The 25,619-nt window shown below is 57.9% G+C and carries 16 protein-coding genes; 9 read left to right on the forward strand and 7 right to left on the reverse strand.

All coding sequences use genetic code 11. The features are described 5' to 3' along the window. Positions 1-285: 285 nt before the first annotated feature. Genes VFB05_RS19655 through VFB05_RS19670 form a run of 4 tightly spaced genes read right to left on the reverse strand, consistent with a single transcriptional unit; the run spans position 286 to position 11,751 of the window. A complete protein-coding gene (locus VFB05_RS19655; protein WP_325015140.1) occupies positions 286-2,265 on the reverse strand; it encodes an RNA helicase in 1,980 nt (659 codons plus the stop codon). A 15-nt stretch (positions 2,266-2,280) separates the two neighbouring features. Beyond that, positions 2,281-7,827, reverse strand: a complete 5,547-nt coding sequence (locus tag VFB05_RS19660) for a DEAD/DEAH box helicase (RefSeq protein ID WP_325015141.1) — start codon at positions 7,825-7,827, stop codon at positions 2,281-2,283. Then, the gene (locus tag VFB05_RS19665) at positions 7,796-8,908 is read right to left on the reverse strand and encodes a hypothetical protein (RefSeq protein ID WP_325015143.1); all 1,113 of its coding nucleotides are present in this window, start codon (positions 8,906-8,908) and stop codon (positions 7,796-7,798) included. The genes VFB05_RS19660 and VFB05_RS19665 overlap by 32 nt, the downstream gene beginning before the upstream one ends. Next, the gene (locus VFB05_RS19670; protein ID WP_325015145.1) at positions 8,905-11,751 is read right to left on the reverse strand and encodes a hypothetical protein; all 2,847 of its coding nucleotides are present in this window, start codon (positions 11,749-11,751) and stop codon (positions 8,905-8,907) included. The genes VFB05_RS19665 and VFB05_RS19670 overlap by 4 nt, the downstream gene beginning before the upstream one ends. A 452-nt stretch (positions 11,752-12,203) precedes the next feature. Between VFB05_RS19670 and VFB05_RS19675 the strand changes: the two genes are divergently transcribed. From VFB05_RS19675 to VFB05_RS19690, 4 genes are all read left to right on the forward strand, one after another. Further along, a complete protein-coding gene (locus VFB05_RS19675; protein WP_325015147.1) occupies positions 12,204-13,784 on the forward strand; it encodes an ATP-binding protein in 1,581 nt (526 codons plus the stop codon). Positions 13,785-13,932: 148 nt separating this feature from the next. Beyond that, a complete protein-coding gene (locus tag VFB05_RS19680; protein WP_325015149.1) occupies positions 13,933-15,816 on the forward strand; it encodes a Druantia anti-phage system protein DruA in 1,884 nt (627 codons plus the stop codon). A 352-nt stretch (positions 15,817-16,168) separates the two neighbouring features. After that, positions 16,169-16,672, forward strand: a complete 504-nt coding sequence (locus VFB05_RS19685) for a GNAT family N-acetyltransferase (protein ID WP_325015151.1) — start codon at positions 16,169-16,171, stop codon at positions 16,670-16,672. 38 nt (positions 16,673-16,710) lie between these two features. Beyond that, entirely contained in the window at positions 16,711-17,829 is a 1,119-nt protein-coding gene (locus VFB05_RS19690; RefSeq protein WP_325015153.1) for a hypothetical protein, read from the forward strand. A gap of 41 nt (positions 17,830-17,870) precedes the next feature. Here the strand turns inward: VFB05_RS19690 and VFB05_RS32210 are convergent, their stop codons facing one another. Continuing rightward, entirely contained in the window at positions 17,871-18,008 is a 138-nt protein-coding gene (locus tag VFB05_RS32210; RefSeq protein ID WP_414643220.1) for a hypothetical protein, read from the reverse strand. Between the two features lie 2,423 nt (positions 18,009-20,431). On the opposite strand from VFB05_RS32210, the gene VFB05_RS19700 reads away from it, so the two are divergent. Continuing rightward, positions 20,432-20,770 (forward strand): hypothetical protein, encoded by a 339-nt coding sequence (locus tag VFB05_RS19700; protein WP_325015172.1) that lies wholly within the window; start codon positions 20,432-20,434, stop codon positions 20,768-20,770. A gap of 523 nt (positions 20,771-21,293) precedes the next feature. Here the strand turns inward: VFB05_RS19700 and VFB05_RS19705 are convergent. Further along, entirely contained in the window at positions 21,294-21,572 is a 279-nt protein-coding gene (locus VFB05_RS19705; protein ID WP_325015155.1) for a hypothetical protein, read from the reverse strand. A gap of 178 nt (positions 21,573-21,750) precedes the next feature. On the opposite strand from VFB05_RS19705, the gene VFB05_RS19710 reads away from it, so the two are divergent. Then, on the forward strand, positions 21,751-22,083 hold the full coding sequence (locus VFB05_RS19710) for an antibiotic biosynthesis monooxygenase (RefSeq protein ID WP_325015157.1): 333 nt from the start codon (positions 21,751-21,753) through the stop codon (positions 22,081-22,083). A 54-nt stretch (positions 22,084-22,137) separates the two neighbouring features. Here VFB05_RS19710 and VFB05_RS19715 read toward each other — a convergent pair whose 3' ends face one another. Then, the gene (locus tag VFB05_RS19715) at positions 22,138-23,403 is read right to left on the reverse strand and encodes an IS256 family transposase (protein WP_325015159.1); all 1,266 of its coding nucleotides are present in this window, start codon (positions 23,401-23,403) and stop codon (positions 22,138-22,140) included. A gap of 748 nt (positions 23,404-24,151) precedes the next feature. Here VFB05_RS19715 and VFB05_RS19720 point away from each other — a divergent pair. The 3 genes from VFB05_RS19720 to VFB05_RS19730 all read left to right on the forward strand — a co-directional run. Beyond that, entirely contained in the window at positions 24,152-24,649 is a 498-nt protein-coding gene (locus VFB05_RS19720; RefSeq protein WP_325015170.1) for a RidA family protein, read from the forward strand. Further along, the gene (locus VFB05_RS19725) at positions 24,642-25,016 is read left to right on the forward strand and encodes a hypothetical protein (protein WP_325015160.1); all 375 of its coding nucleotides are present in this window, start codon (positions 24,642-24,644) and stop codon (positions 25,014-25,016) included. Before VFB05_RS19720 ends, VFB05_RS19725 begins: the two co-directional genes overlap by 8 nt. A 194-nt stretch (positions 25,017-25,210) precedes the next feature. After that, positions 25,211-25,619, forward strand: a 409-nt coding sequence (locus VFB05_RS19730) for a helix-turn-helix domain-containing protein (protein ID WP_325015162.1), incomplete at its 3' end; no start/stop codon positions are given.

Below are 25,619 nucleotides of genomic sequence, written 5' to 3' on the forward strand. Positions count from 1 at the left end.
TGGTGTGCGGGGTTTAGGTTGTTAGGCCTCGATTGAACCCGTTAGAACTGACTGAGGCTTGGTAAAGAGTGCCGATTGATTAGGAAATTAGTCCTTTCTTTATGGAGTTTGGAGCGCTTCTAAGCCGACTAGATTCTTGATCACATGAGAACGCATGTGTTCAGCGCTCCGCGGGCGAAGCGCATTGTCGATGAACTTCCTCCTGCCGGGCTCGTCATCGCTGCCACGGCCTCATCCTAAAAAGCAACCAATGGCCCTACCTAGCAGGGTTGAGTTCTGAAGCGGCTAAGTCAAAACGATCCAATCCACAAAGTCGCGTCGCTTCTCGTGGACCCTGCGTAGCGCATCCGGGACGAAGCCAGATTGGCCGGTGATGTTGATCACTAACGTATCAATCGCGCGCGTGAGTGGAATCATCACCCAGCGCGACGCATGCTGTAAGGCGGCGTCTTCGGCGGTGCGGTATAGGTCATCAACGATGTGACCTTCAGAGAACCACTGACCGTGTTTGTAGTCCCAAAGCGTGTCGAGTTGATAATTAATTACGATCCAGCCCTCAAGCCCGCGGCAGGAGTCGTATTGCACGAAGCGGAGTTGATCGCGATGAGTCGGAAAATGCTCTCGGACATCACGGCTGGTTCCGTCCCAAACACTGCCGCCGCTGCGCTCATAATGGAGCGCTGGCCAACACAATTGTCCGGACTGCTTGGGTTCGATCAGAGTCGGTGGAAGGCAGGCAAGCATATCGACTGGGGCATTGCCCAGCGCACTGGCATCGTTACACCAGCCTTGTAAGAGGTCTGGCCTGCTTGCCAAATCGCCCTCTACGACGATCACGCGGCCGCCCGGCGCGTCGGTGTTCGGTTCGAGATCCCAATCATCAATTCTGAGGCTTGAAGCCATATCGCTGACAAATGCAGCGAGGTTGGCCTTCATGCGCATGCAGCGAGTGAGCCGTCGTGCCCGCAACGATGTTCTCGAAACGCCTTGCGACCAGTCGGCCACTGACTCCCGCACATATTGGTCGATGCCGTCCGAAACGACTAGCCGCTCTGGCCCGTAAAGATGCCGTAAGATTGCGATCTCGTCAGCCGGCCAGTCCTGTGCCTCATCGACGAATACAAGATCCCAGTCGAACTCCGCCCCGTGCTGTTTCATCAGCGTGTCGAGATCCCCTCGGCTCACTGCGCCCGATCGCAGATAGTCGAGCAGCGCCTCTTTGTGTTCGACAAAGCGATCGAGGAAGCCCTCATAACTGTCGATGATGCCCAATTGCCGCATCACGCGACCGAAGAATGCATGGACCGTGTCGATCGCGATTCCGCCTGATTCGAGGCTTCTGGGAACACCGAGTAGAGCCATGGTGCGCCGAAGATCGGCGACGAGGGCCTTGTTGAACGTAAGCAGCAGCGATCGTTGCTGGCGCATTTCATAAGCGCGATATGCCATTTGCAGCAGGATGACTGTCTTGCCTACGCCCCCGCGACCTCTGAGGATCACCTGACGCTCGCCGAGATCATCGAGCCACGCATCCGACATTCCACCTTTAGCGATCATATCCATTCGCCGCCGATCGAGCGGCGTTGGCTCGAGCGTGTCGAAAAGCTCGAACTTCGTCGATAGAATGCGCTCGAAGGCATCAATGGCGCCGAACACGAGGTCCACTCGATTTCCGTTGCGGTACGGGCGCGCGATCTGGCCGAGTACGTTCAGCACGCGCTCGAAGCTGGCGTCGCCGCCTAGACAATTGTGCGGTCGTTTCGGCAGATCGCTTTCGCGGAGGCCGGTAAATAGAATAAGGTCTTGAACATGAATTTGATCGACTCCATGCCGGCCGAGATACTTTTTGAACTCGAACATTTGCAACCGGTTCTTCTCGGTCACGCACTCCCATGTAGCTCTTCCGTTGCGGATGTAGCGGACGGAAGCAACCTTTCCGGCGAAGCGAACCCCCGATGCGTCATGCGATTTGACTTCCATCACGAGAGCGAAATTGCGGACGCTTGCAGTTCGGGGAACGAACGGCTCCGCATCGCGCGGATAGAATTTCCACTCGACATCAAAAGAACGCGGCGCTGCTAGCTGGCCGATCACGATTAGATCGAGATCTTCAACCTTGTATCCATACATCTTGAAGCCGACAAAGATCTTGACGATGTCCTCGCGGCTCTGCGCTAAATCCGGCCACAGCTTAAGGAGCAATCGCCGCACGTGAACTGCCGCCTCGTACTCCTGCCCCTCCAAAACGCCTAGAATCTCGATCACCCCCGCGGCTCCTCTTTATTGGCCGAGCGCGATTTGTACGTTCCTAGTCGCTGCCGGCAAGTTTCCGCGGACGAGCAACTCGTTTACGGGAACGACGGGTATCTCGCCCCACTTCTCACGCATATTTGCGATGACCGGATCAGCCGGATGGTCGCCTGTCAACGCCCCTGAGAGAGCGATCGCGAAGCGCTTCCCATCAGCACGTGTGGCGAGGATTGGAATCGTCACCGGCCCGAGGCCGGGAACGTTGACTTCCTCATTTGCAGCGAATGTGACGCCATCCGTCTGACGCTCAAGATCCTGGTGAAGGAGGCGGCTCGATGCCCGGATTCGGCGGGCGTCGAATGGCTGCATCTCACCGCTGATGAGATAATCCAGCAATTCAGCACCAACGTGTCGATCGAGGAGTCCGTGCTCGAATTTGTTCTTGAAGTTCCTAAGACAGCGATAACAGGATGCGTCACAGTCCTCAGGACAAGTTTTCATGAGGGTCAGTGCCCGCTCGAAAAGTTCGCTGCCGCGGTGCGCGACTTGACTGGCGAATCCAGCGCCGCCCGGCAGCGTGTCATAGAGGAAGATCTCTGCCTCCAGCCCACTCGTTCCGGCAGGAGTAAGGGCCGGTCGATACTCGGCCATCAACTCACCTGGTTCGATTTCGAGCATGGATGATGCAGACTTCGCCAATGCTTCACTGACCGACCGCAGCGCTACATCCGTGGGGTAGAGGCCAGGTCTGAGCTTGAGCGGTGCAGCGACCCTGAGGGAGAATAGGGCGATGTCGGTAATGAAGTCCGTGCCAAGCACAAGCCCACGCGTGGTGCCGCTCCCCGGACACTGCGGTTCCTTCTCGTCTGGGAACGGCTTTTGGTGGGGACCTCCGAGCGCTCCCGATGTCTCAGCTGACGCCTCGATCCGTCCGCATTTGGTGCAGTAGTTGTAACCCTCTTGCTTGGGCCCCGTGTTAGAGACTAGGAGATGCTTACGGTCGGGCATTGCTCGGAGCCGATCGTTGATCGATATCCACTTCTCGTCGTCGGCTGGCGTCGGCATTGTCAGTTTCGCCCGCGTGGCGTGGGCAGTCTCGGGCATATCGTCCGGTGAGGTCATCTCCTCCTCATAGACCGGATGTGCAAAGCCCGGCGGACGCATCCAATAATGGGTTGGACCAAAGGTGCCTTCGCCCCCGCAAGCATGACAGTCATGCGCGACACCAGGCTTTAGCCCCGAGTCGAGTGGCACGGTTTCGGCGAAATGGCACTCCGAACACTCTCGATAGAGGCGCCTATTTTGCCAAGCTTCGAAGCGGTCATCAGCCATCGGCGTGTAGATTGCGCCGGAAGTATAGCATTTGCCGGAAATCCAAACAGTCTTGCCGGGTGCGTATTGAGACAGGGCGACAGGCAAGGACTGCGAAGGCGCAAATTTCATAACGGGCCGGAACGACGTCGAGCGATCGACATCGAAGACGTTGAAGGTCGCGACGTCGGTTGGAAAGGCGTAACGCGGGAGCACGCCGCGGTATAGCAAGCGGTCGAGTAACTTACCCGTCAGAGCTTTGTTGGGCAGCGTCTCGTCACCTTCCTCATCAGGAACCTCGGGCGGCTCTTCCCCATCTTCCTCGAAGATTTTATCGCCACCGATAGATTTGGAACTCAAAGCTTCATCGACTGCCTTGAGAACGTCGTGCACCATTTCTTTCAGCAGTGCCTCACGGTCCTCGGCTCGCAATTCGTCTGGGATCCAGTCCGCAACGCGCGCCTTCAGTTCCGCTTCATGCTCCTTGAGCCATTGGGCGAAATCGCTCCTGTTGAGGATTTCGCCCCCAGACTTGAACCCCTCAACTGTACCGAGCACAGAGAAGAGGCTGGGGTCGGCATCTGGGTCGAAGCCGGGTATCCGGTCCTGGTGATAGCCTTGCAGCAGGAACGCCCGGATGTGTCGTTGCACGATATCGCGATTGTCGAGCGTCAGCTTTGGATCGACGACAGGCCCGGCGATCATGGCGTCGGGCTGACTAAAATAATGTTCGTCGTGACTGTCGGCACTGCCGAACGCCACCACTGTCGCCACTGCATTACCTCGACGTCCAGCTCGGCCCGCGCGCTGTTGATAATTAGCACGTCCCGGCGGCATATTGCGCAGAGCCACGCCTGACAGTGCGCCAATATCAATACCGACTTCCATTGTTGTCGTGCTCGAGAGCACGTCGATCGCGGTTGATCTCTTGGCTGCGGCCCCCCAGTCGAGTGCGACGTCCTGAAACAGCAACTCATTTTCCTCGGCGCGCGAGAAAACGTCCTCGCTTTGCGGCGCGTTCAATTGAGCGGTGTGCTCCGCTGCGATGAGCGCCATCGGTTTGCGGTCGGGGTCGGTGAGCGCAGCCACGACAGGGTTGCGATAGTAACCCTTGCGGGCGGTGAAGACGGGGTCAGCAGCTGGATCAAGAGGCGCAATGTTGGTGCTTGCGCAATCGAGGCAGTGCGCTATCCGCGACATCGGACGATGAACGGAACGGCAATCGCCGCATCGAACCCAAGGACCACGGAGTTCAAGAGAAAGATTCTTGCCGGCAAGCCGTTTGTAGCCGGTCTCCATCTCTTCGGAGAAGATGGCCATCAGTTGCTGTTGCCACGTCTTGTCGAACGCTTTGCGAATAGTACTATCGGGAATCACACGCTGCATTGCCCTGAACGAGCCCTTCTGCGCGCGGACGCTCGTGCCACGTCCTTTCGGACGCTTGTACCAGGTGGGAGGCATGGCGTTCAGCCAGAAGCCGTTCGATCGCCAACAACGTAGCCACGCGCGCGCAAGTCCGATCTTCTCCTCGTTTGTCTCAGCGATCCCTGGGATGACGGGCAGCGCGTGCACCGCGGCGACCTTGTCCGCGCTCTCGCGAAGTGATGCGAGTGCCAGAGCTTCGAGGCCGAGGTAGCGATCCTGAACTGTCTTTACGATATCGTCGAGCAGCGCCTGAGGCACCGGATCACTTCTGTGCTTGACCCACAGCATCATCATCTTTGTGGGATCCTCGAGTGCGCCATCGAGCACGGCTGCGGCAATCTCAGCATCCGTGGCGAAGGTCTCGCCGGGCTTCAACTCGGGCCGTAGGCGTACGCCCAGCGCCTTTGAGGCGAGGATGACAGCAACATAGAGATCGCCTAGGTTCAACATCGAGGCAACCATCGGCTGCTGGAGAAATTTGTCAAATCCCCAGACGATCAAAGAACGCAGCGCGTCGCGCACTGAATAAAGTTGGAGATTGGGAGCCAGACGCGCGGCGACCTGCCGCGAGTCAGAAAAAACTAGCACCTTGCGTCCTCGCAAGGGCGCAAAGCTAGTTGCCTCCTGCGGTCCTGGTGGTTGAACCTGGATCTGACGTGCGACGAGCGCTTGGAATGGTTGATCCCCCTTCGTCTGGTGGTCTTGAACCGAGGTTCGCCCAAACGCAGCGGTCTCTCCGCACACCGCACAGGGTGTAAATTGCCCGCGAACCTCCGCGCGGGTATCGGTTTCGCCGTCCTCATCTGTCGCAGGGGTAGTGCGGTCCTTGCGTAGGTAGACGGTCCGACTGCGTGCGCCGGGGACTGGAGGATTGATCCGACCGGTTTCGAGGTCGTACTCAGCAACTTCCACGACATCCGTTAGCCGTGGTTCGGCGAGAAGCAGATCTAGATCGAGCAGTGGCGTCGTCTCCAGTCCAGCCATTTTGAGCCGACGACCGGGCTCAGGCCAGAGCGCGTTGGGCGTATCGACATCATCCGAATGCGCGCGTGCATGCGCGGCACCACAGTTGCGGCAGGTGTAGAATTCTAATACCCGCGAACCGCATCCACAAATCTCGCGCGGCTGGCTGTACATGCGACCGCAGACGCCTGAGCGATCTTCCGGCGCCAGTTCGGTACAGTTGGGATCCATGCAGACCCATAGTCCGGGTAGACCACGATAAAAATTGTGGATCCGGCATGGCAATAAGCCGGCCGCCTCAGGCGACTCACGCGCCACGCTGCCCAGCGCAAGCAAAGTTGTCACCGCTTGGGCTGCGAGATCCGGGGCGTCCGGAAACAGCGCCGCCCCTAGATCTGCCACAGGGCGTGCTGCCTTCATCGTCATGTTTACGAGCAGACCCAACGGCGCGAAGGCTTCAAGCGAAGCGTATAAGGACTTCTCCAGATCGGTCGACGGCGCAACCTGTCGGTGTGCCAAGAGCGGAGCGACGGCTGCTTGGCGTTCCGTCGCGTCAGATGCGTAAAACCGATCCAGATCAATCGCAGCGAGAACTTCGGCGTCTGCGGCGGTGCCTGGGGCTGCATGCGACCGCAAATCGAGGTCGCCTGTAATTGGTACGAAAGTCTCAGACGGCGCACCAGACAATTGCCCGCCGAACTCGCCGGCTTTCTCAGTGTCCGAAAAGCTCGCGGTCGCACAGATGACCTGAAATCGTTCCACAGGAATGCCAAGCCGAGCGCGCAAGCGGCGGAGAAGCAGGCCGACTTCGGCACCGGCGGCACCACGGTAAAGATGCGCTTCGTCGAGGACGACCGTAAATTTCTCATCCGGATTGTTAGCGAGCCAGGCGCTAGTTTGATCGAATATCGTCCGTTCTATCGGACGCATAAGCATGTATTCGAGCATCGAATAGTTTGTGACGAGAAGATCGGGCGCCGCAGCTTGCGCTTCGTGCCGGGTAATTAGTTCGCTATCATGCGGCAACGTCACGGCACGGAGCGGTTCACCGGTCTTGCGGTCGGCCCAGGCCGTGCCCTTGGCGCCGAACCATTTTTGAAGGTCGGGTTTGGCGGGCCATTTGCCGCGCTCCTGCAACTGTCGGCGCAAGTTTGCTGCGCGCTCCTGGTCGTCCGAAGGTCGCACTGATGCTTGGCGTTCAATCTCGACATAGAAGCTCTCAAAAGAAGCGAATTTCTTGCTGTCGCGCTTTCCTGAACGGACACCGGCGTAGGGTGTACGGCTAGTATAGCGCGCAAACGTAGCGGGACGACCCGCCCACGAAATGAACATCTTGACGAGCCGCGGATCGCCGAAAATCGCGCGCAATCGCCCCAATTGGTCATTCACAAGAGCGTTCATCGGATAAAGCAGCAGGGCGCGAACGCCATGTTGATCGCCGAAGGCCTTCGGGTGCTCCGCCGCTTCACGGGCAAATTTGCCAAGGATCGGCAGCAGGAAAGACTCTGTCTTACCCGAACCGGTACCCGTCATAATTACCAAGTTGCTGTGGTCAATCAGCGCATGATGGACGGCATCACTCTGATGGCGATATGGCGGATCGAAGAGAAGGCGCGCATTGTGGCCGTCGCGTTTGGACAGCGCAGAGTAGACAGCCAGCGCCGCTGGCGGCAGGCCCTTCATATCTCCGAACCGTTGTCCAACCTTATATTTGGGCGTCGATTCTATATAAGGAATCTGATGAGTGACACCTGGACGATCGAGCAATGTCCGGCGCTGCTCGATGAGAGCGGGGTCGCCGATGTGGTACGTCGCCTCGATGTAGTCCTTAAGCGACGTATGTAGTTCATCGATCGTCTCTTGAATGGTCCGCGTCATTTGCGTCCTGTCCCGATAGATTCGCTGTCGAAAAAAGATAATCGCGCAAAAATGCCTGTTCTGCATCAGCTTCATTCACGGGCACGCGAAACGACATCAGGCAACTCTCCGGGCTTAGCTCTTCGCCTACAACGCTGAGGCGTCGCCGAGCCCAACTCGGCAATGGGAAGAAGAAGTCGAAATGCGTGAACTCGTCGGTTGAATGGGTACGATAGCGCTGCGGCCGGCCCGCGCGTGCGTCCAGCGCCAGTTGGAGTCGCCACGCGCTATCACAACCCCGCCAGCGACTCCCTGGAAGCGGCAAGTCGATCAGCGCCTCGAGTTGACCAAGGTTAAACCGGCCGTAGCCCCACAGGTCGGCGCCGTAAGCTTGCGGTCGACGAATGATGAAGGAACCTGTTTGCCGCAGAGGGGCGCACCAGCGGTCACGGTAGCGGCGCTTGTCCAGCGTCCAGTCGAGGAGACGCATATCCGTCGCATCGGCAATCGGCGATCGCTGCACAAGCCTCGCATCCATGCTCGCGATGTGAGCAGCCGCGTCTTCCTTCTTGGGATGCTTGAGCCAAGTTTCGATCGATAGCTGACGAAACCCGATGCGGTTTAGCAGCAAGGAAAGATCTTCGCCTTCGATCGGGGCGATCGTCCGTATTGCCCCACGCGTCTTCACTCGCTCCAATAGTTCCGCGGGGAGCGGCAGTGGATCGCCGCTCGCAAGACCTGCAAGAAAGGCCGTCCCTGACGGATGGACGATGAAAGTTGGCGGAGCGGCAAAAAGCCAAGTTGCCTTAACGGTCTCGTCAAGCGTCGTAACGTCGCTCAGTTCCAGAAGGTCTCCCGCCGCAAGGAGAGAATCAATCAGACGCTCGATATGCTCTATCAAAGTGTCATCAACAGCAACAAGGTTCCGATGACTCTCGATAGCGGACGCGATCAATGTTCGCGGCGAGCACGGACAGTGACACCCCGCCAATCGGCGCAGGGTGGCAATCCAATACGCATCATCCGCATGGGCGCCCACTGGCAGGCGCAGTGCTTGCCGAGCGGTCTCCACAACAAGGGCTGGCGAGACCACGGTGATCATCGACGGCCATGCTCCACCAAGCTGGCTGGCGGCGCCGCGGGTACCGCGGTGGCAAGTACTCGCGCCGCGCGAAGCACAAAGGGCACGCTTTGCACTGTGCTGAGGTGGGCCGCAAGTGCGTCGTTCCAAGGCCCCGCCTGTTCGAGCCACCGTACCAGCGCAAGAGAGGCCGCCCCGGCGCCTTTAGGAACTCTACCGTCGTAGCGCCGAGCGAGCGCTTCAAACTCAGCAACTCGCTTGGCAATTTGCATCGAACGAAACTTCTCTATGTCCCGCGCGATTACGAAGTTAAAGGCCGTTTTGGCACCAGTTTGCGCCGTAAGCTCTTTTAGGTCCTCCCAGCCCTTCTGCGAACGCGAGTAATGGGCTTCGGCGGCAGCCCAGTCCGAGCCTAAGACCAACGCTGCCAACGCGCGTTGAAACGCATTTATCACCGAAAGTCGGCGCGGCGACACAAGCGGGCCGACAAGCTTTGCGCGCTTCCATAGCTCCATCATCCTGCATAAATGCCTGATCGGATCTTCGGCACCCGTGCCCAGAGCAATTTCCGGCTCGATCACAAGTCCAGACAAGCTATCAAGGGTCTGAGGCATGCTGACCACCAGCGCTTCGCACCTGTCACCATAAGAGGCGACACAGAGGCCTCCTTGCCCAGTGGGACAGAAATCAGCTTCCAGTTCCTTTGAGTCAAGAATCCTGGGGTTGGCAGGCTGCGCAAACGAAAAAAACTGCGCAAGAACCGGGTCGTCGCCGCCATGATCGTCGATCAAGCGGAGCGCTGTGCGATTGACGCCCCGATGCCAGACCCATCGCAAGGGCGCTACGTCCCGCTGAAGCGGCAGTCGCCAAGAACCGCTCGTTTCACCATCGATCACGAGCCTGCCCGACGCTGCGCTAAGATACGCCCATGGGTCTGACTCCTTTTTTAGGAACGCGGCCAAGGCGCGGAACCAGGTATCTGACGTCACAGGTAGCGAAAGCGTTGCGACCTGTTCGATTGCCAAAACGTCGCCAGCAGCATTCAGTAGTTCGACGCAGATCCGCACTTGCTGCTGAGCGGGACCGAGGGCCTGGATGCTCACCTCGCCCTCCCAGAATTGGTCGAGGCTCGGCTCAGCCGGATCAGCGGTGATCGCCAAGCCGCTGTGGCTGGTGGTGCCGGCGATCCAGGGCTGAGGTGGACGAATCGTAAGTGCTATGTAGCCGGTCGCTGTCTTTGTGGCGTCGCCGATCCGCGATCGCGCTTCTACGGAAACAGTGTGCCGTCCGACATCCAAGTCCGTGAGTTTCAGGAAGACAGGCGATCCCTCATTCCCCAGGACCTCAAGCGGGAAGCCTCCATCAAGCCGAACTCTATAGCTTTCGATCGAATGGTCGGCCTCGAGGGAGAGACAGGGACTTTCACCTTCCATCCACTCGGCAAAACCTTCCCCATCCCAGCGCCTTGCTTCCAACCCGGCCGGCGCGATCCGGATTGATTGCCCAACACCCAGTCCGAGGGCACGCAAAGCAGTCATGGCATCTTCCGAAAGGTGCTGAGGTAGTTCAAACCCAATAGCTGTCACACCTGTGGCTAGGACCGTCACAGACGTCCCAATCGGACCCATCGCGATGGGAGCGTTTGAAACAAGCACATAGCTTTCACCAGGCCGCACCATGCGGCCAATGATTTCGTGGGCCAGACCATCCGCTGCAACGCGAAACAGCCAAATAGGACCGTTCGTGATGCATCCGTCCGCGGTTAGCAATTGCGCGAGGATAGGCGGTGGATCGGTGAACTGTACGAGCGGCTGGTGTGAAGGGGGCCACGCCGCTAGAACCCGACGCTGGTCCCCCAACATAAGCCAGCCTGGGGGTAACTGACCCGGTGAGCCGAGGACGCTACAACGTGCGCGTCGCAGATAGGCACTGAGGTCAAGGGAAAGGTCCGCGATCGGTCGTAGCGTGGGTAACTCAGCCCATACCTTCCATTCTCCAGGCGCCGTGCGTCGTAATGTCAGGGCAGGTCTGATGTACGGGTGGGAAGCGCTCTCGCCGACCCGAGGGACCGTGCTTCTGCCAATACCGTCCGGTAGATGGCGCGTGGTTCCCTTGAATTGGAGCCGTTCGACGGTTTGGCGCGCGTCTCGAAGCCAAGCCCTCGCGGCGCCCGCTTTCTGAAGATCTTCAACGATACGCTCCAAGGTGATTGGAAGAATGAACTGCGCGACCGCCTCGGTTTGACCGCCGAGGAGCGCCATCACGATCCGGCCCGCAATCTCCTCCTGCTCGAGAAAATTCCGAAAGCGCGATGGGGCATCTCCAGACGTGCTCGCCAAGAAACGACCGATCTTTGCCGGATCGCCCCCCAGCATTTTGGCGAGTTGATAACGCCACTGATACAACGCGCGAGCCAGTTGAGATTGCAGATCGCGCGGCAGAAGAGCGTGACTGATAGGCCACGCGATGATGGAGAACCACTCTGCCCAAGGCCCTGTGGGCTTTAGACCAGCATACTTTTCGTGGAACCGCCTGAACCAGAGCCGGAGCGTGCGCCGATCAACGTGATCTCGCCATTCTGGTGTTCGCCGCTCAAAAGTCGTCCAGTATTCGTCGCCGTCATATTCGTAGCCTTGCTCGGCAGCGTAGACGACCCAGACAAGCCAAAATCGTCCTGGCTGCTCGCGACCGCCAAGCGACCGATTGAGCAGTTTACCGAGGCTACTCCGTTCGTCGGAACCCAGACCATGTTCAATCGCAAAAACAGGTAGGCCCTTCGCGCGCCGCGCTTTGGCGAGGGCCGCGAAGTGTGCCTCAAGACGCTTCTGCCAATCATCAAGGGTCGCGGCTGAACCGACGACCATTGCGCTAACCGGCGGCCGCATGGAGCGGTCGCGGCATGTGCTCGTTCAAGATATTCCCCCGCCAACGTCCCCTTTTTGCCGCGTGTGAATCCGTTTGATTATCCACAGGCGAGTTATGGCAAATAGCGCAACCAATACTGGTCCCACAAGCCGATTCTTGCAGTTTCCGACTAAGGTAGCGCCGGCACATAGGATAGCTTCCTATTGAGTTGGTCTAGAACCCGCCGCGCGGATCGCCGGCCCCGTCCGGCCGAAGATCTTTGGCATCTCCCAAGTCCCGTCCCGTCAGTTCAGATTGTGCGTCCCTCCTTCGGCCCGCCCTAGATGGGGCGTTTTCAGTGGATCGTTGCTTCTCAGGGGGGCGGCATTGTTAAAAGGAGCTGACGGACCCGTCGGATTGCTTTATCGGTTAGCGGCGAAGTCACCGGCAGTGTGGAACAGAGATAAGAGAGATGTCGAAAGTTACCGCAATCCGAAGAGGGGCCGGTTTGGAGCCCGACACCTCGATCATCGCCCTGGATCGCTTCATTCAGTCAACGCGGGACTCCGGGTACAAGGGCACCGTCAGCGCCATCGCCGAACTAGTCGACAACGCGCTGGAAGCATCCGCCCGGCGTATCGATATCCGTGTCCGGAAGTCGGCAAACGGGGATGACTTCGAGGTCTCGGTTCTGGATGACGGCACCGGTATGGACGCCGAGACACTGACGGAAGCGTTGCGCTTCGGAGGGACGACAAGATTCAACAGCCGCAAAGGACTGGGCCGATTCGGCATGGGATTGCCGAACGCCTCGCTTAGCCAAGCCCGACGTGTGGAAGTGTACACGTGGCAGCAGGGCGAGGCGCCGATCACCAGTTATCTCGACGTTGATCAGATCGTCGCCGGCTCCCTGTCGGCTATTCCGAAGCCCATACGTCAATCGCTTCCAAGCCACGTCAAGGCCAAGAAGTCCGGCACGCTTGTAGTCTGGAGCCGTTGCGATCGCCTCGACCATCGCCGAGTTTCCACGGTCGAAAAGCGTTTGCATACGGGCTTGGGACGTATCTTCCGTCACTTCCTATGGGCCGGGACGGTGATCGCGTTGAACGGCAAGGCAATTGAACCCGTCGACCCGATATTCCTCCAGACCTCCTTTGAAGACGGCGGCGCCAAGAAATTTCAAGATGTAATCACGGTCGAGGTCGCAACGGACCCTGAAAATCCATCAGCCGCTGCAGGCGAAGTTGAGGTGCTCTTCACCGAGTTGCCAGTCGCCGAGTGGCACGAACTCTCGAATGACGAAAAGCGTGCTCGCGGTATCGCGAACGGCGCCGGTGTGTCGATCGTGCGCGGCAAACGTGAAGTCGATTTCGGCTGGTTTTTTATGGGAGCCAAGCGCCGAGAGAACTATGATGATTGGTGGCGCTGCGAAATCAGATTCGATCCTGATCTGGATGACGCATTCGGCATCACTCACACGAAACAGCAGATTCGAGCGAAGGAATATCTAATTGAGGCGCTTCAGCCGATCGTCGAGGACACCGCCAAGGCGCTCAATTCGCGAGTGCGGCAAAAGTATCTGAATCTAAAGACCGAGAAGACTGGTATCGAAGCGGAAAAATTGGCGACCAAGCGACATGATCGCCTGCGTCCGATTCCAAAATCGAAAGGGCACGTTGCCGACACAAAAGCGCTCTCCGACCTTGCAGACCGTCATGCGCGAGTGAAAGAGGCGTTGATGGAGAAAAGCCCCAATACGAAATATCTTCTAGTCCAAGATGAGCAGGACGCTGGACCGTTCTTTAAGCCGTTGGTCGCAGACGGCGTTCTCGTCGCGGTTCTAAACTCTAATCACCTCTTCTTCAGGAACTTCTATGAATCGCTCGTCGCTCAGAGCGGGTCGGATTCGAGCAAAGCATCGCACGTGATCAACCTCATGCTTTTGGCCGCGACACGTGCCGAAGCGCTTTTCAGCAACAAGGACGAACGAAAAACTCTCGCTAAATTCCGGAAGGAATGGAGTGAGGTGCTGGACGCTCTCCTGCGTTCATAGGACGGAAGTGAGCGCGATTGACATTACACCTACGGCGGTCACGACGACGGCTTCTAAGCGACTGCTTGCGCGGTTTGTAGCCGACCTGTCTGCCGCGGATGGGGACCCTGAGGAAGTTAAGTCGCAGCGGCTGCGCGCGCGAGGCCGCTTGATTGCTGATGTCCAGAAACTGAAGAAGAAGGACAAACTCGGTCTCATTGCGTCAGCCTCAGTTATCGCCGATCTAGTTGACCAAGGCTGGCTCATCAAGATCAGCAGGAATGAGAGAATTATCGCTCACCGCCCATCCGACGACGACGAGGAAGTACGTGCACACAAGCGACGCCGTTATCTGGCCGCGCGCGATGCTCAACTTAGGCAGCCGGCCACCCGCGAATTCATAAACCGTATGGAGCGCGGCGTGCTTACGAGCACCGGACGCTACTCAATCTTCTCGTTAATGCGGGATGGTCGACATCTCCAATTTGAGATCGCCGGTGCACTATCAGGCACGTCAGAGAAGACACTTGCCGATCTTGTGCGGCCTTATATCCAGTTCGTTCAGTCCACATCGAATTGTGCCATCACCGGCTTGCCGCTGCAGGACATTTGGCGCTACTTTCGTCACACTTGGACAAATCCCTATGAGAGCGTGCCCGGACGGAGCATGCTGTTCCTCGTGCGCGATGGAGCAGCCCCCAATCATCCGGTCATGGGTATTGGCGCTATAAGCAGCGCTGCTGTCCAACTCGATGCGCGCGACCGCTTTATTGGGTGGCTCGGCGAAGATATTATTGCCGACTGCCAACAGAATCCCAATCCGGAATATGCTGATTGGGCACTCGCAACGATCGACAAGGCCCTGAAGGCAATCTATCGGCAAGACTTCCTCGAAAAGGGTATCTTGCCTGCGAAACTTCCGAAGCACATCCCGCAGTCCGTTATCGCGAAGTTGCAGAAACTTGCGGCGAAAGCGCGCGACGAACACTACGCGCGCGCGGAAGCGACGCACAACAAGGCGAAGAGTGACGGGTTGGGAGTAAAGGCAGCAGATTGGCAAAGATACGCGCGCTCGTTGCTTTTTACCTCTAAACGCGCACGAGAACTGGCGGCCCTTCTCGATACTCGTAATACCTTGCAAGCGGCTTTCAATGGCGCGGCCAACACCAAACGACTCGAGGTCCTACTTGCATCTGGAGCCGGCCGGGCGGCTTTTTCAAAAGTTGTGCGCCTTGCCCGCTCGATGACCGTTGGGACGGAAATTGCTGACCTAACGGTGTGTGGCGCGGTGCCACCCTACAACGCGCTTCTCGGCGGCAAGCTAGTGGCGATGTTGGCCGCGAGCCCCGAAGTCGTTCTTGAGTACAGACGGCGGTATCAGTCGCTTCCAAGCATCATCGCTTCCTCAATGGCCGGCCGTGCGATCGTGCGCCCTGCGAATCTGGTGTTCATCGGAACCACAAGCCTCTATGGCGAGCGTCCAAACCAATATGACCGAACATCGTATCCCTGCGGGGTCGTTGGGGGCTCGGAAGGTGACTCTGTTCGTTATCGATATCTCACGAGCTATGAACGTAACCGCACGTCGGGTGTCGGTACGTTTCAGTTCGGGCGCGACACGAAAGCCGCGATCGAGAAGTATCTGTCGAGCACAACGAACGGACGCCGGGTTAACAACGTGTTTGGTGAGGGTACCAGTCCGAAGCTTCGCTCGCTCCGTGATGGCCTGGATGCTCTCGGCATGAGTTCAGATGAAATGCTCCAGCACGGCATAGAAAAAGTGGTCTATGGCGCTGCATTGGTCTCAAACAGTGCCAGGTATCTCCTTCGATTAGATGACATGCCCCATTACCTCTTCTCGCTTGATGAGGCACAAGCGAGCACCGCGAGGATCGCGCGACATTGGTTTGAACGTTGGGCTTCGTCGCGTATGGAGCGAATCGATACAGGGCAAAGGTTATTGGCTCATACGCTTGTGCGCCCGATCCGCCACGGGGCCCGCGTATTGCTTCCTAGCGATGACATGGATCAACTGTCGTTCCGGATAGAGTGAGGACTTGTAACGGCTCTTTCTTCGATCTGGCTCAGAGGCTGGGGCTGATCTGATTTCTGTGTCTCCTTCAAAATATTCATCTCGATAGTAACGACCGCCAGTGTTGCGCCGATTTCCATGAATCCTGGTAGGCTGGTTCTTAAACGCAAGACCCAAATCGAATTGTCGATACGATAGTCGAGGTCTCAGTAGGGCGAGCAAGAAAAGGCAGGTGACTGTCATCGCGTCGAGGCTCAAGCTGACTCTGGGGCAAAACGCGCGAATTGCTCGGGCCGAAGGGAAGTCCGAAGGACGAGACAGCGCCCGTTAGCTCGGGTAAAACTGTGGCGGCTAACTAACTTGAGATCTGGTCATGGAATTGCATTGGCGCAAAGCGAACTCATCTGACTTGCAGAGAATCAACGAAATCGCTGATCGGATTCACACTGGGCTTCCTGAGCGCCCAGAGGTGTTCGAGGAAAAAGTCCGCTTGTGCCCAGAAGCCTGTTTGGTCCTGCTCGCCGGGGATGAAATCGTCGGGTACGGAATTTCCCACCCCTGGAAATTACACCAAATTCCACCGTTGGACACGTTTTTAGAGAATCTGCCACCAAATCCCGACTGCATCTATGTGCACGACGTGGTGGTGTTGCCGGAATTTCGCGGTAAGCTAGCGGTGGGGATGTACATTGAAGTAATTGCTCAGTTGGCTAAGGCCATGAATATTGGCTCTCTCGCGCTGGTCTCGGTTTACGACACGGATCCGCTCTGGTCTCGGTTCGGGTTTCGAGTGGTACCTCCGGATACAACATTGAGCGCGAAACTTCAGTCGTACGGAGAGACAGCCAAATACATGATATGCGATCTTATAAGGTGAAATCTTAGTTGCGGAGTGCCTGAGTCAGGGGAGCAAGCATGTTCCGATGGAAACGCGGTTTCACGGGAGAATCCCTAGTAATTGCCATCGAGGCGGCACTAGCCAGTACTCGCGAGGGACCGACCAACGATGAAGCGTTAGCGAAGTACGCGAATAAGATTGTCCGAAAGGAGCTCGACAAGAGAGCGATCTCGTACGAGGAATATCGCGCCTGGCGCAAGCACAATCGTCTCGTGTTCACAAGCATAGTAGACGACAGCGGCACTCTCATTGGGTTTTTTGACATTTTTCCGCTCACAACGGGGGCGGGGGAGAAGATAATAAATGGAAGCTTAAGTGAGCGGTCGCTCTGCTTGGAACATATAGAGCCGTTTAGCTCGTCCAGCTCTGCCACACACCTTCACCTTGCCACCATTTTGGTGAACTCGAGGCAAAAAAGCCTGTCGCCGATCGTCGCGCGTGAGGTGCTCATTCTAAAAATGAAGGAGTTTCTGGACCGCAACTACTCGCCTGCCAGCTCTAGGACATTCACTGCATTCGCGCAGTCGAAAGCCGGCGAAGCATTTCTAAAGCGTTGCGAGTTTTCGATGGAATTGTTCCCAAGAGATAACGAGCAGCGGCTGCCTTTGTACGTTCTTCGCCCCTCAGAATCGGAGAGAGCCATTTCGCGCCTTCTGCAAGCTGAGCGTCGGTTCGCGCGCCAGAGTTTTCGTTCTGCCGAGGTGGCACGAATGGATTTGCGCATCGAATCTGTGGAGCTTTCTCTTCGAACGTGTATCGCGGGTGCGCTTCAGGGTGAGACCAACAAACTTCCGTCGCACGTGACGCAAAAGATCGAAGAGAGGATGCGTAGTACGATTAAGAAGGATCCTTCAGCAGATCACGAGCGGTACAAACGTCTTGAAGCTCGACTCGAATTCTGCGATTTGCGAGAGCTGCAGGACGCGATACTTGGCAAAGCTCTATGGGGTTCATTTGAGGATTCATTTGGAACGAAAGAGTTGCTGCAGTCCCGCTTCGGCAAATTGGCCGACCTTCGCAATGCCATTCGCCACAGCCGAACTGTCGATGAAGTGATTTACATGGAGGGCGAGGCGGCTGTTATTTGGTTCGAAAGATCGCTAAGCAAGAGACAGCCTCGACAAAGCCCCTACTAATTTAGTTTTGAGTTGCCAATGTCCTGGTTTCGATTGGGGTGTCAGATGGACAACGAGGATGATGCCGATAATGGTAGCATGAGCGAGAGACCGCTGAGGCGGTAGCCGAAGGTCCAGCTGAACCTTTCGACCTTGCGTTCGCCGGCTGGATTGAGCGCGGCCTGCAGTTCGATGTTCAAGGAACGGGCGCCCACACCGCCCCGGTTCATCGGGCATAGAATCTGGATGTCGCGAATGGGATCGAGACCGAAGCGCTTGGGGATGCGTGTCTTGACCAGCTCAATGATGCGAGCGACCGCGGTTTCCGGATCCTCGGCCCGATCGCCTTCTCACCGCTTTACCTTTGACCCGGCGGCTTTACATAGGTTCGCGTCAGCTTCACGCCCTTTGACTATAAGTGCGCGCACTCGAGCTCTACCCTTCTTAACGAGGCGGAATCCAGCCGCGTGTCGTCTGTCTTGGAATTTGTGGCGCTTTGCCGTGGGCCAATGTGCAAATCCCGGCGGCAGGTGAGTGTGCTTTGGCGGTCCTAGTACCGCGGCAGCCTGTGCTTCGGTCACGACTCCAATCAGGTGCCTACGGAAATTTACTACGCGATCCCAAATAGCTTCCTCGCGTTCGTTACGTTGGCTGAACTGGTCGTAGCGATTGGGTTCGATCCGGTAGCAATGACCAAGCGATCTTTTGTCGAGCACAAGTATGCCGGGTGATCGTCTCTCACTCGCGTGGCCCAGCAAGCATGCAAAGTAGGCGGCCACCTCGGCAGACCGGGAGAAGAAGACTGCGCGCTCACCCCACAGCGGTGGTATGAGCTTTCCCGTTTTCAATACTGCCGGGAGCTGGCGCGTACCATGATAAACGACCTCACGGCCGCGACTGATCCTCTTCGCGATTCGAGCCATAATGCGCTCGCGATCAGTTAGGTCATCGATCTCATAGTAGATGACGGGCCGTGGCTTTCTTCTTCGTATTTCACGAAGGTGACGGTTTATCGAAGAAAGAAGGTGTTTGAGCTCGTCACGCCCGTGGTCGTTTTTAGCGCCCTTTAATGCTTTTTGGACGATGGGTCGCGCTGCGAGGAGTTGTTGCTCTACCGCCGCTGGGCCTTTTAAGACGAGACGCTCGGGATCATTTTTCAATGGCGCCTCCGCCGGTGCTGAACGACTCTGTTGCCGCCGGCTAGCGACATCTCGCGAGGACTGAAGGGCGCGGCGGAACTTGAGTGGGCACGGCTATACCTTACGAATTCGTATATTGCCGACGCGATCACAGGTTACCGTCGCGGTAAGTCGCGGACTACCGAACGGCGGAAGCAAGCCGGACGTACCCGCGGACCTGCTCCTTGTACCCGCCACGTGTGAAGTCGCGAATGCGGACCGCGGTTCAGCCTAGCTCCGCCATAAGTTTGGAAAGGTGCCGAAACGCACAATCGTCTGCTTGGGGCCGGAGCAGCTAACGGCTTGCGTGATGAACCGCGCTCATTTTCCGCGAACCACCTACCAATTCATTCGCCCCGGACCACGTCGCTGTGCAATTTCAAGAAAATCACAGATCGGGCGACTAAACTGCGACAACTACCATGGCTACTTCCAAAAGCGTCGTGCTGTGCAGAACAAAGGTCAACATCGCAGCAGCAAGCGATGGCACGTAATGATCTTCCAGCTTGCGGCTGCGAGTGCTACCTTTTCACCTTGCGCGCTCGCCCGCTCCGACCGGCGTCCGAGCCCACCACGAGTTTGGGGAAAACCCACTACAGTGCCGCGCGCGACGCTGAGGATACCCTGGTATTTGGCGATGCTTCGGTCGGCACGAGCCGATCCAGGCCACGACGATGAAGGAACGCCCAAGTAAGCTTTACTTTACAGGTTAACTTCCATTCCAATTTGACGAAATCCATGGCTTCTGTAGTGGTTTGCTGAATTTCTATCAATTCGGGCCGGCTACATGGTTAGAAAGAAAACAGCTCCCGCCGAAGTAAGGTGCGACGCTTGTAACGGCACGGGGTTCACGCCCGTGATTCAACCTGCCGGCCAGGTCGGAGGATTTATCCGCCGTCGTGCAGGGTCTGTGGTGGAAAGGGGCGTGTCGCGACTCCAGCGGCGAAGCAGAAGGAGCCCCGTCGCCATTAGGCGTGTCCTGAAGGGTCGTGCCCACCTAGCTGCCGAGGGCGCGCAAAGCCGCCGGGGCCTCAAGTAGGTTAGTGCGGCTTTGATTTGGCTGTCGCTGTACGAACGGCCCCGCTGTTCCTGATGTTGCCACCAAGGCGCTGTGGCTCATTCTCATCACCCCGCTCGCAACAAAGCCCGTCCTCTCGAATTGTCTTGAGTGTGTACGGACACCAGCCGTTTAACTCAGCCGAGCGAAAAGGTGGGACGTATGGGTTCGGCCGTTGCAGGGGCTTTCATTCTTTTGAGCATTGGCATCTTGATCGCCCATGCCTTCGACGCTTTTGGTTCGGGCTCGTGGTGCGCTCTCTCGGTTGCCCTTTGCCAGCGGTAGCGTCACAACAAGTCAGAAACCATTTCTGGTCTCTGCCAACCACGCTAACGATTTGGAAAAGTGGGCGTCACAGAGTGCCGCCTAGAATGACGGAGATGCTCTTGTGACTTGGGAAGCTGTTTTGGAAACCGTGCGGCGGTATCGTGCCAACGCCTCTTTGTGTCGTCAGGCGGCGGCATTTCGTCCGGTTCAGAAAATCTCACTCCTACAGCAGGCAGATGACTGGGAGCGCCTTGCGTTGTTCGAGCTTGAGGGCTGCTTTGATCAAAGTGATGACGCTGAAGAATGTTTAGATAAGCCAGCAGATCCGCCAATCGAAACGCGCTGGTGGTTGCCAAGGCGTGAAGGGTTATTTGCCAACCTTGAAAGTTCACAGCCAGCAGAGCGTTTTGCTTTCGACAGAAATCGGAGTTCGCCAACAGGGAGTAGTGATCGGCCTTAGGCGCGGTGCGCCGGTTGGCTTGCTGATACCGAATTTGGCAAGTGGAACCCTCAATCTGCAATTCCACAGCCGCCCGTTTCTGGCAGGTCACACACGTGTCCCCCGACGAAAGCGACCTTACAACCGTCCTTACGATGAAACCTCGCTGACACCGCCTTGCTGCAAGTGACCGTTCGGGCCACACTTGGAGTGCTTGCTGCGAGCACGGCGGTCCAATCGAACTCGCTTGCAGTCTGAAACAGCAGCCATTTTTGGGAGTTTGATCAGATGCCGTGGACACCAAATGATGCCGAAAGGCACACTCATAAGGCTACATCGTGGGACCTAAAGGAGCTTTGGGCAAAAGTCGCCAACGAATGCTTGGAACGGACTGGCGACGAAGGCCGCGCGATCCGAGAGGCGAATGCCGTGGTCGCGCGCCGGGTGGAAGAAGGCTAGCAGTGGAGCGCAATCTGGCGCTTAGTGCGTACGTATTCTGTTTTCCACGTGAGCAATTCTGTCCAGGGGCCGCATCTCAACTGCGTTAGGCCTGCCCACCAATCGGCGTGCTTTGGCCCGGAGCAACTAATGGAGGTCTCTTCCACGCAGGGATCGGATCGAGTGGCGTGCGATAGAGTTCTTTGTTGTCGCTGTCGGTAACTCGGACCGCACATCCCTTGGCCTTCAACTCCGGCATCACCACACAGAGTTCGTTCGCAAGCTGCTCGGCTCGATCACTGGCGAGGTCCAGGTCTTCCAGGATAAGGCCGCCTTGATTTTTGTATTCTGAGCCGATGACGAGATCAAAACTAAAATAGGGCATCTGAAAGTTCCCCGTTTCGGTCTGCCAAGCATGGTACGCCTGAGTCGGGTGGTTCCCTTAGCTGAATTCGGTCAAGCAATTGACGTTCTTGCGCCGTGTTGCATTTTGGCCGGAGCGAGTCGACGATGTCGCTAGACCGACAAGCGGCTAGATCACGCGCGAAATCAGGAGACATGAAATGTTCATCGCCATGAACCGGTTCAACGTCATCAAGGGCTGTGAAGAAGCCTTCGAGCAAGTTTGGTTGTCGCGCGACAGTCAACTCGAGAAGGTCCGCGGCTTCGTCGAGTTTCACCCTCTCAAGGGTCCGGAAGCTGATGATCACAGGCTATATGCTTCACACGCGGTCTGGCGGAGCCGTGCGGACTTTGAGGCATGGACCAAATCAGAAGCGTTCCGTGCAGCACATCAGAAAGCTGGCGGTAACAAGCCGCTCTATGTTGGGCATCCGCAATTCGAGGGATTCGAGACTATTCAGACGGTAAGTGGCAACAAATCAGTCAGCGGGTGACACTCACGACCGACTGGTCGAGGAGCTATAGCCGAATCTTGGTGACGGAAGGGATCAGGCGGCAGCGGCTTGAACTTGCGGTCTGACGACCTCGAGTCCGTCGGTGAACTTTACACCGAGGATGAGTTTCGGCAACTGGTTGTGGCCGTCGAGGCGCCGCCAGCTTTTCTCGGCGGCCTCGGCGAGCTTGAAGATCATGGTGAGCGCAGTCTTGTTGGAGAGGCATCCCTTCGAGCGCACGGTGCGGTGACGAACCGTCGCGAACGCGCTTTCGATGACGTTGCTCGTGCGTAGATGCTTCCAATGCTCGGCCCGGAAGTCGTAGAAGGCCAGCAACGCATCGCGATCTTTGACCAGGCACGCGACCGCCTTGTCATATTTGACGCCCCAGGTATCGACGAAGACATCGAACGCTGCGAGCGCATCCTTCTTGGTCTCGGTCATCCAGATCTCCTGCAGCGCCCGCTTGGCTTTCGGTTGCTGGCTCTTCGGCAACTTGTTCAGCACATTGGCGGTCTTGTGCACCCAGCAACGTTGGCCGCGGGTCTGCGGCCATACTTCCTCGACCGCCTGCCAGAAGCCGAGCGCGCCATCGGCGACCGCGAGCTCGGGCGCGGTCGCAAGTCCGCGCCGCTTCAGGTCGAGGAGGAGCTCCCTCCAGGATTGCGCACTCTCCCGCACGCCGTCGATCAGGCCGACCAGCTCCTTCTTGCCTTCCGGCGTGGCGCCGAGGATGACCAACAGGCACTGCGCGGCGTCCTCGAGCCGGGCCTGCACATGGATGCCGTCGACCCAGACGTACACGTAGCGCTTTGCTGACAGATCGCGCTTGCTCCAGCGCGCATGTTCTTCCAACCAGGCGTCCTTGAGCCGTCCGACGGTCGTGGCCGACAGCCCGCCGGCGTCCTTGCCGAGCAGCGCAGTCAGCGCCTCCCCGAAGTCGCCGGTGGAAACGCCCTTGAGATAGAGGATCGGGATCAGCACTTCGAGGCTCTTCGACCGGCGTGCATAGGGCGGCAGAATCGCCGACGAAAAGCGGATGCGCTCCGAACCTTCGCCGACGCGGTCGCGCACCCGCGGACAGCGCACGGCCACCGGCCCGATGCCGGTCATGATCTGGCGCTCGGGAAGATGCCCGTGGCGTACCAGCCGCGCCCGGCCATCCTCGGTCAGCTTGTCGGCATGCGTACTGAGCAAGGCCGCAACCTCGGCCTCGACCGCCTGCGTCGGCAACGCTCGCGCGCCGTTGCGCAGTACCTCGGTCAGCGGATCGGCAAAAGTTCCTGGCTGGGCCAGTTGGAAAACGTTAGTGTCGGTCACGGCGTATCACTCTTTCGGTGGAGAAGTGGGAGGCTTCGAACACCCCCACGATACGCCGCCTCACCCCTTCATGCCGTCACCAACTTTCGCCCATAGCTCCTGGTCGAGGCCGCAGATGGGTCAAGGGTCGTTTGAACCTGAGAACGGCAGTGACGTTGCTCCGTAGCGCCCCCAACGAATACCGTCTGCTCGGCAATTCGAAAAACAAAAACCCCGCCGGCGACGGCGGGGTTTTTTCTTATTCGAGTCGGAGGAATACAAAATTCCGGGGCCTCACAATCGACCCAATATGCCGAGGGGCTAAGGCCCGCTTCTGGGGCGAGGAGATCCCATCGCAAACGGTGGCTGCGGGCCAGGTCTGACCCCGGGGCCGACATCCGCCGGATCGAAATCCGCGATGCAGCGGAACTCCTGCAGCGCCCCGAGTTGAACCTTGCCGGTGGCCAGAAGTACTCACTATTCAGAGAGACGGGAACTATGCGCTCGGTGGTAGCAGGCGTGTAGGCGTCGTGCTGAAGGCGCATCTGCCGATCAGCTGGCGCACCTCAGCTTGCATTCAGCCATGGCTTTGAATGAAAGCCAGCTATGTCGTGGGTCAAAGCGCGATGATCGTATCCCGCTGCTCGGCAAAAAGATTGTCCGCGAGAAACTGAGTCGGACAGTCCTGCAATACTTCAAAAAGGGAACAGCCATGGAAAGCATCGATCGCCGGGCCGTATTCGCCGCTGGCTTCGCAGTGGCGTCGCTTATGTCTAACACCAGTGCTTCCGCGCAGCAGCCTGCCGGGGGTTCTGCAGAAGCCAGGCTGCGTGAATTGGGGATCGAGCTGCCAAAAGTCCCAGCACCCGTCGCAAACTATGTTGAAGCGGCGCGGTTGGGGAATGTGGTCTTCCTGGCGGGACAAGGGCCAATCAAGCCGGACGGAAAGCCGTTCACAGGGAAGGTCGGAAGTGACGTCACCGTTGATGAAGCCTACCAACACGCAAGACTCGTCGGTATGGGGCTTCTCGCGGCGATGCGGCAAGAATTAGGAAGTCTTGACAAGGTCGTTCGCGTCGGGCGCGTGTTCGGGATGGTGAATGCCGCGCCGAATTTCACGGATCACCCGAAGGTCATCAACGGCTGCTCAGACCTTTTTGTCCAAGTTTTCGGCGACCGTGGACGGCACGCCCGCTGCGCCGTCGGAATGGGTTCGTTGCCCTTCAACATTACCGTCGAAATTGAGGCGGTTATCGAGGTTGCGTAAGCACGGCCTTGAGCAGCGGACCCGACTGAAACAGGTCGTCAACCTCAAGGCGGCCAAGGCCCTCGAGCTAACCATTCCGCAATTCCTGCTGGTCACAACCGACAGGCGATTAATGACGATGATGACGCTGAAGGAATACCTGACGCCCGACCCGTCGCTGCGGGCACCGCAGCCCTGCCTCGAATTCATTCCGGACACGCTGCCGAGCATGAGCAGCCGCCCGATCTCGCCGCACTCGGCGATCTCGGTACATGGCTGGGATTTCTTCGATGGCCGCAAGGTCCGGTACGAAGCCGAACTCGAACTGAACTTCGCGCTGCTAGCCAAAATGCGGCCTGATGTCACTGAGGTCGCCGAGCAGCCGTGAGCGCCGCAATCACTCTTGAAGGATGCTATCAAATATTCAATTTTGATAGCATCGCAGTCAATCTCCGGAGGGCGCCATCATGGCCGCTGTTCGCGGCGCCTCATATAATACCAATCCGCTGAGGGGCTGACTCTCGGCGGGGATTTCCAAATCAGAGGATCGATGATTCAACATGGCAACTGGAGGGGGTTGCCATGGGCCAGCCGATTGCGGTTCGAACGGATTTTACGGCGGTTGAGGTGCGACGGCTGGCACGGCGGGCGAAGGACAGCGACCAGGTGCGGCGCCTTCTGGCGATCGCAGCAGTGATCGATGGCGCATCGCGGGCGGAGGCCGCCAAGGTCGGCGGGATGGACCGGCAGACGCTTCGCGACTGGGTGATCCGGTTCAACGAGCAAGGACCTGATGGTCTGATCAATATTCCCGCGCCAGGTGCGCCGGCGAAGCTCAACAACGGGCACTGGGCGTTTCTGGCGCGGATCGTGGACGAAGGACCGATCCCGGCCATCCATGGCATGGTGCGCTGGCGGGCCTGTGACCTGATCATGCGGCTGCACGAGGAGTTCGGCATCTCGGTGTCGGACGATACGGTCTATCGAGCCC

The organism is Bradyrhizobium sp., from assembly GCF_035652035.1.
In the GTDB taxonomy this organism is placed as follows: Bacteria; Pseudomonadota; Alphaproteobacteria; order Rhizobiales; family Xanthobacteraceae; genus Bradyrhizobium.

Coding starts and splice junctions, on each gene's coding strand:
- VFB05_RS19665 (WP_325015143.1), bottom strand. CDS start 8,908: ATGATCACCGTGGTCTCGCCAGCCCTTGTTGTGGAGACCGCTCGGCAA.
- VFB05_RS19670 (WP_325015145.1), bottom strand. CDS start 11,751: ATGGTCGTCGGTTCAGCCGCGACCCTTGATGATTGGCAGAAGCGTCTT.
- VFB05_RS19710 (WP_325015157.1), top strand. CDS start 21,751: ATGTTCATCGCCATGAACCGGTTCAACGTCATCAAGGGCTGTGAAGAA.
- VFB05_RS19660 (WP_325015141.1), bottom strand. CDS start 7,827: ATGACGCGGACCATTCAAGAGACGATCGATGAACTACATACGTCGCTT.
- VFB05_RS19705 (WP_325015155.1), bottom strand. CDS start 21,572: ATGCCCTATTTTAGTTTTGATCTCGTCATCGGCTCAGAATACAAAAAT.
- VFB05_RS19720 (WP_325015170.1), top strand. CDS start 24,152: ATGTCTAACACCAGTGCTTCCGCGCAGCAGCCTGCCGGGGGTTCTGCA.
- VFB05_RS19690 (WP_325015153.1), top strand. CDS start 16,711: ATGTTCCGATGGAAACGCGGTTTCACGGGAGAATCCCTAGTAATTGCC.
- VFB05_RS19675 (WP_325015147.1), top strand. CDS start 12,204: ATGTCGAAAGTTACCGCAATCCGAAGAGGGGCCGGTTTGGAGCCCGAC.
- VFB05_RS19685 (WP_325015151.1), top strand. CDS start 16,169: ATGGAATTGCATTGGCGCAAAGCGAACTCATCTGACTTGCAGAGAATC.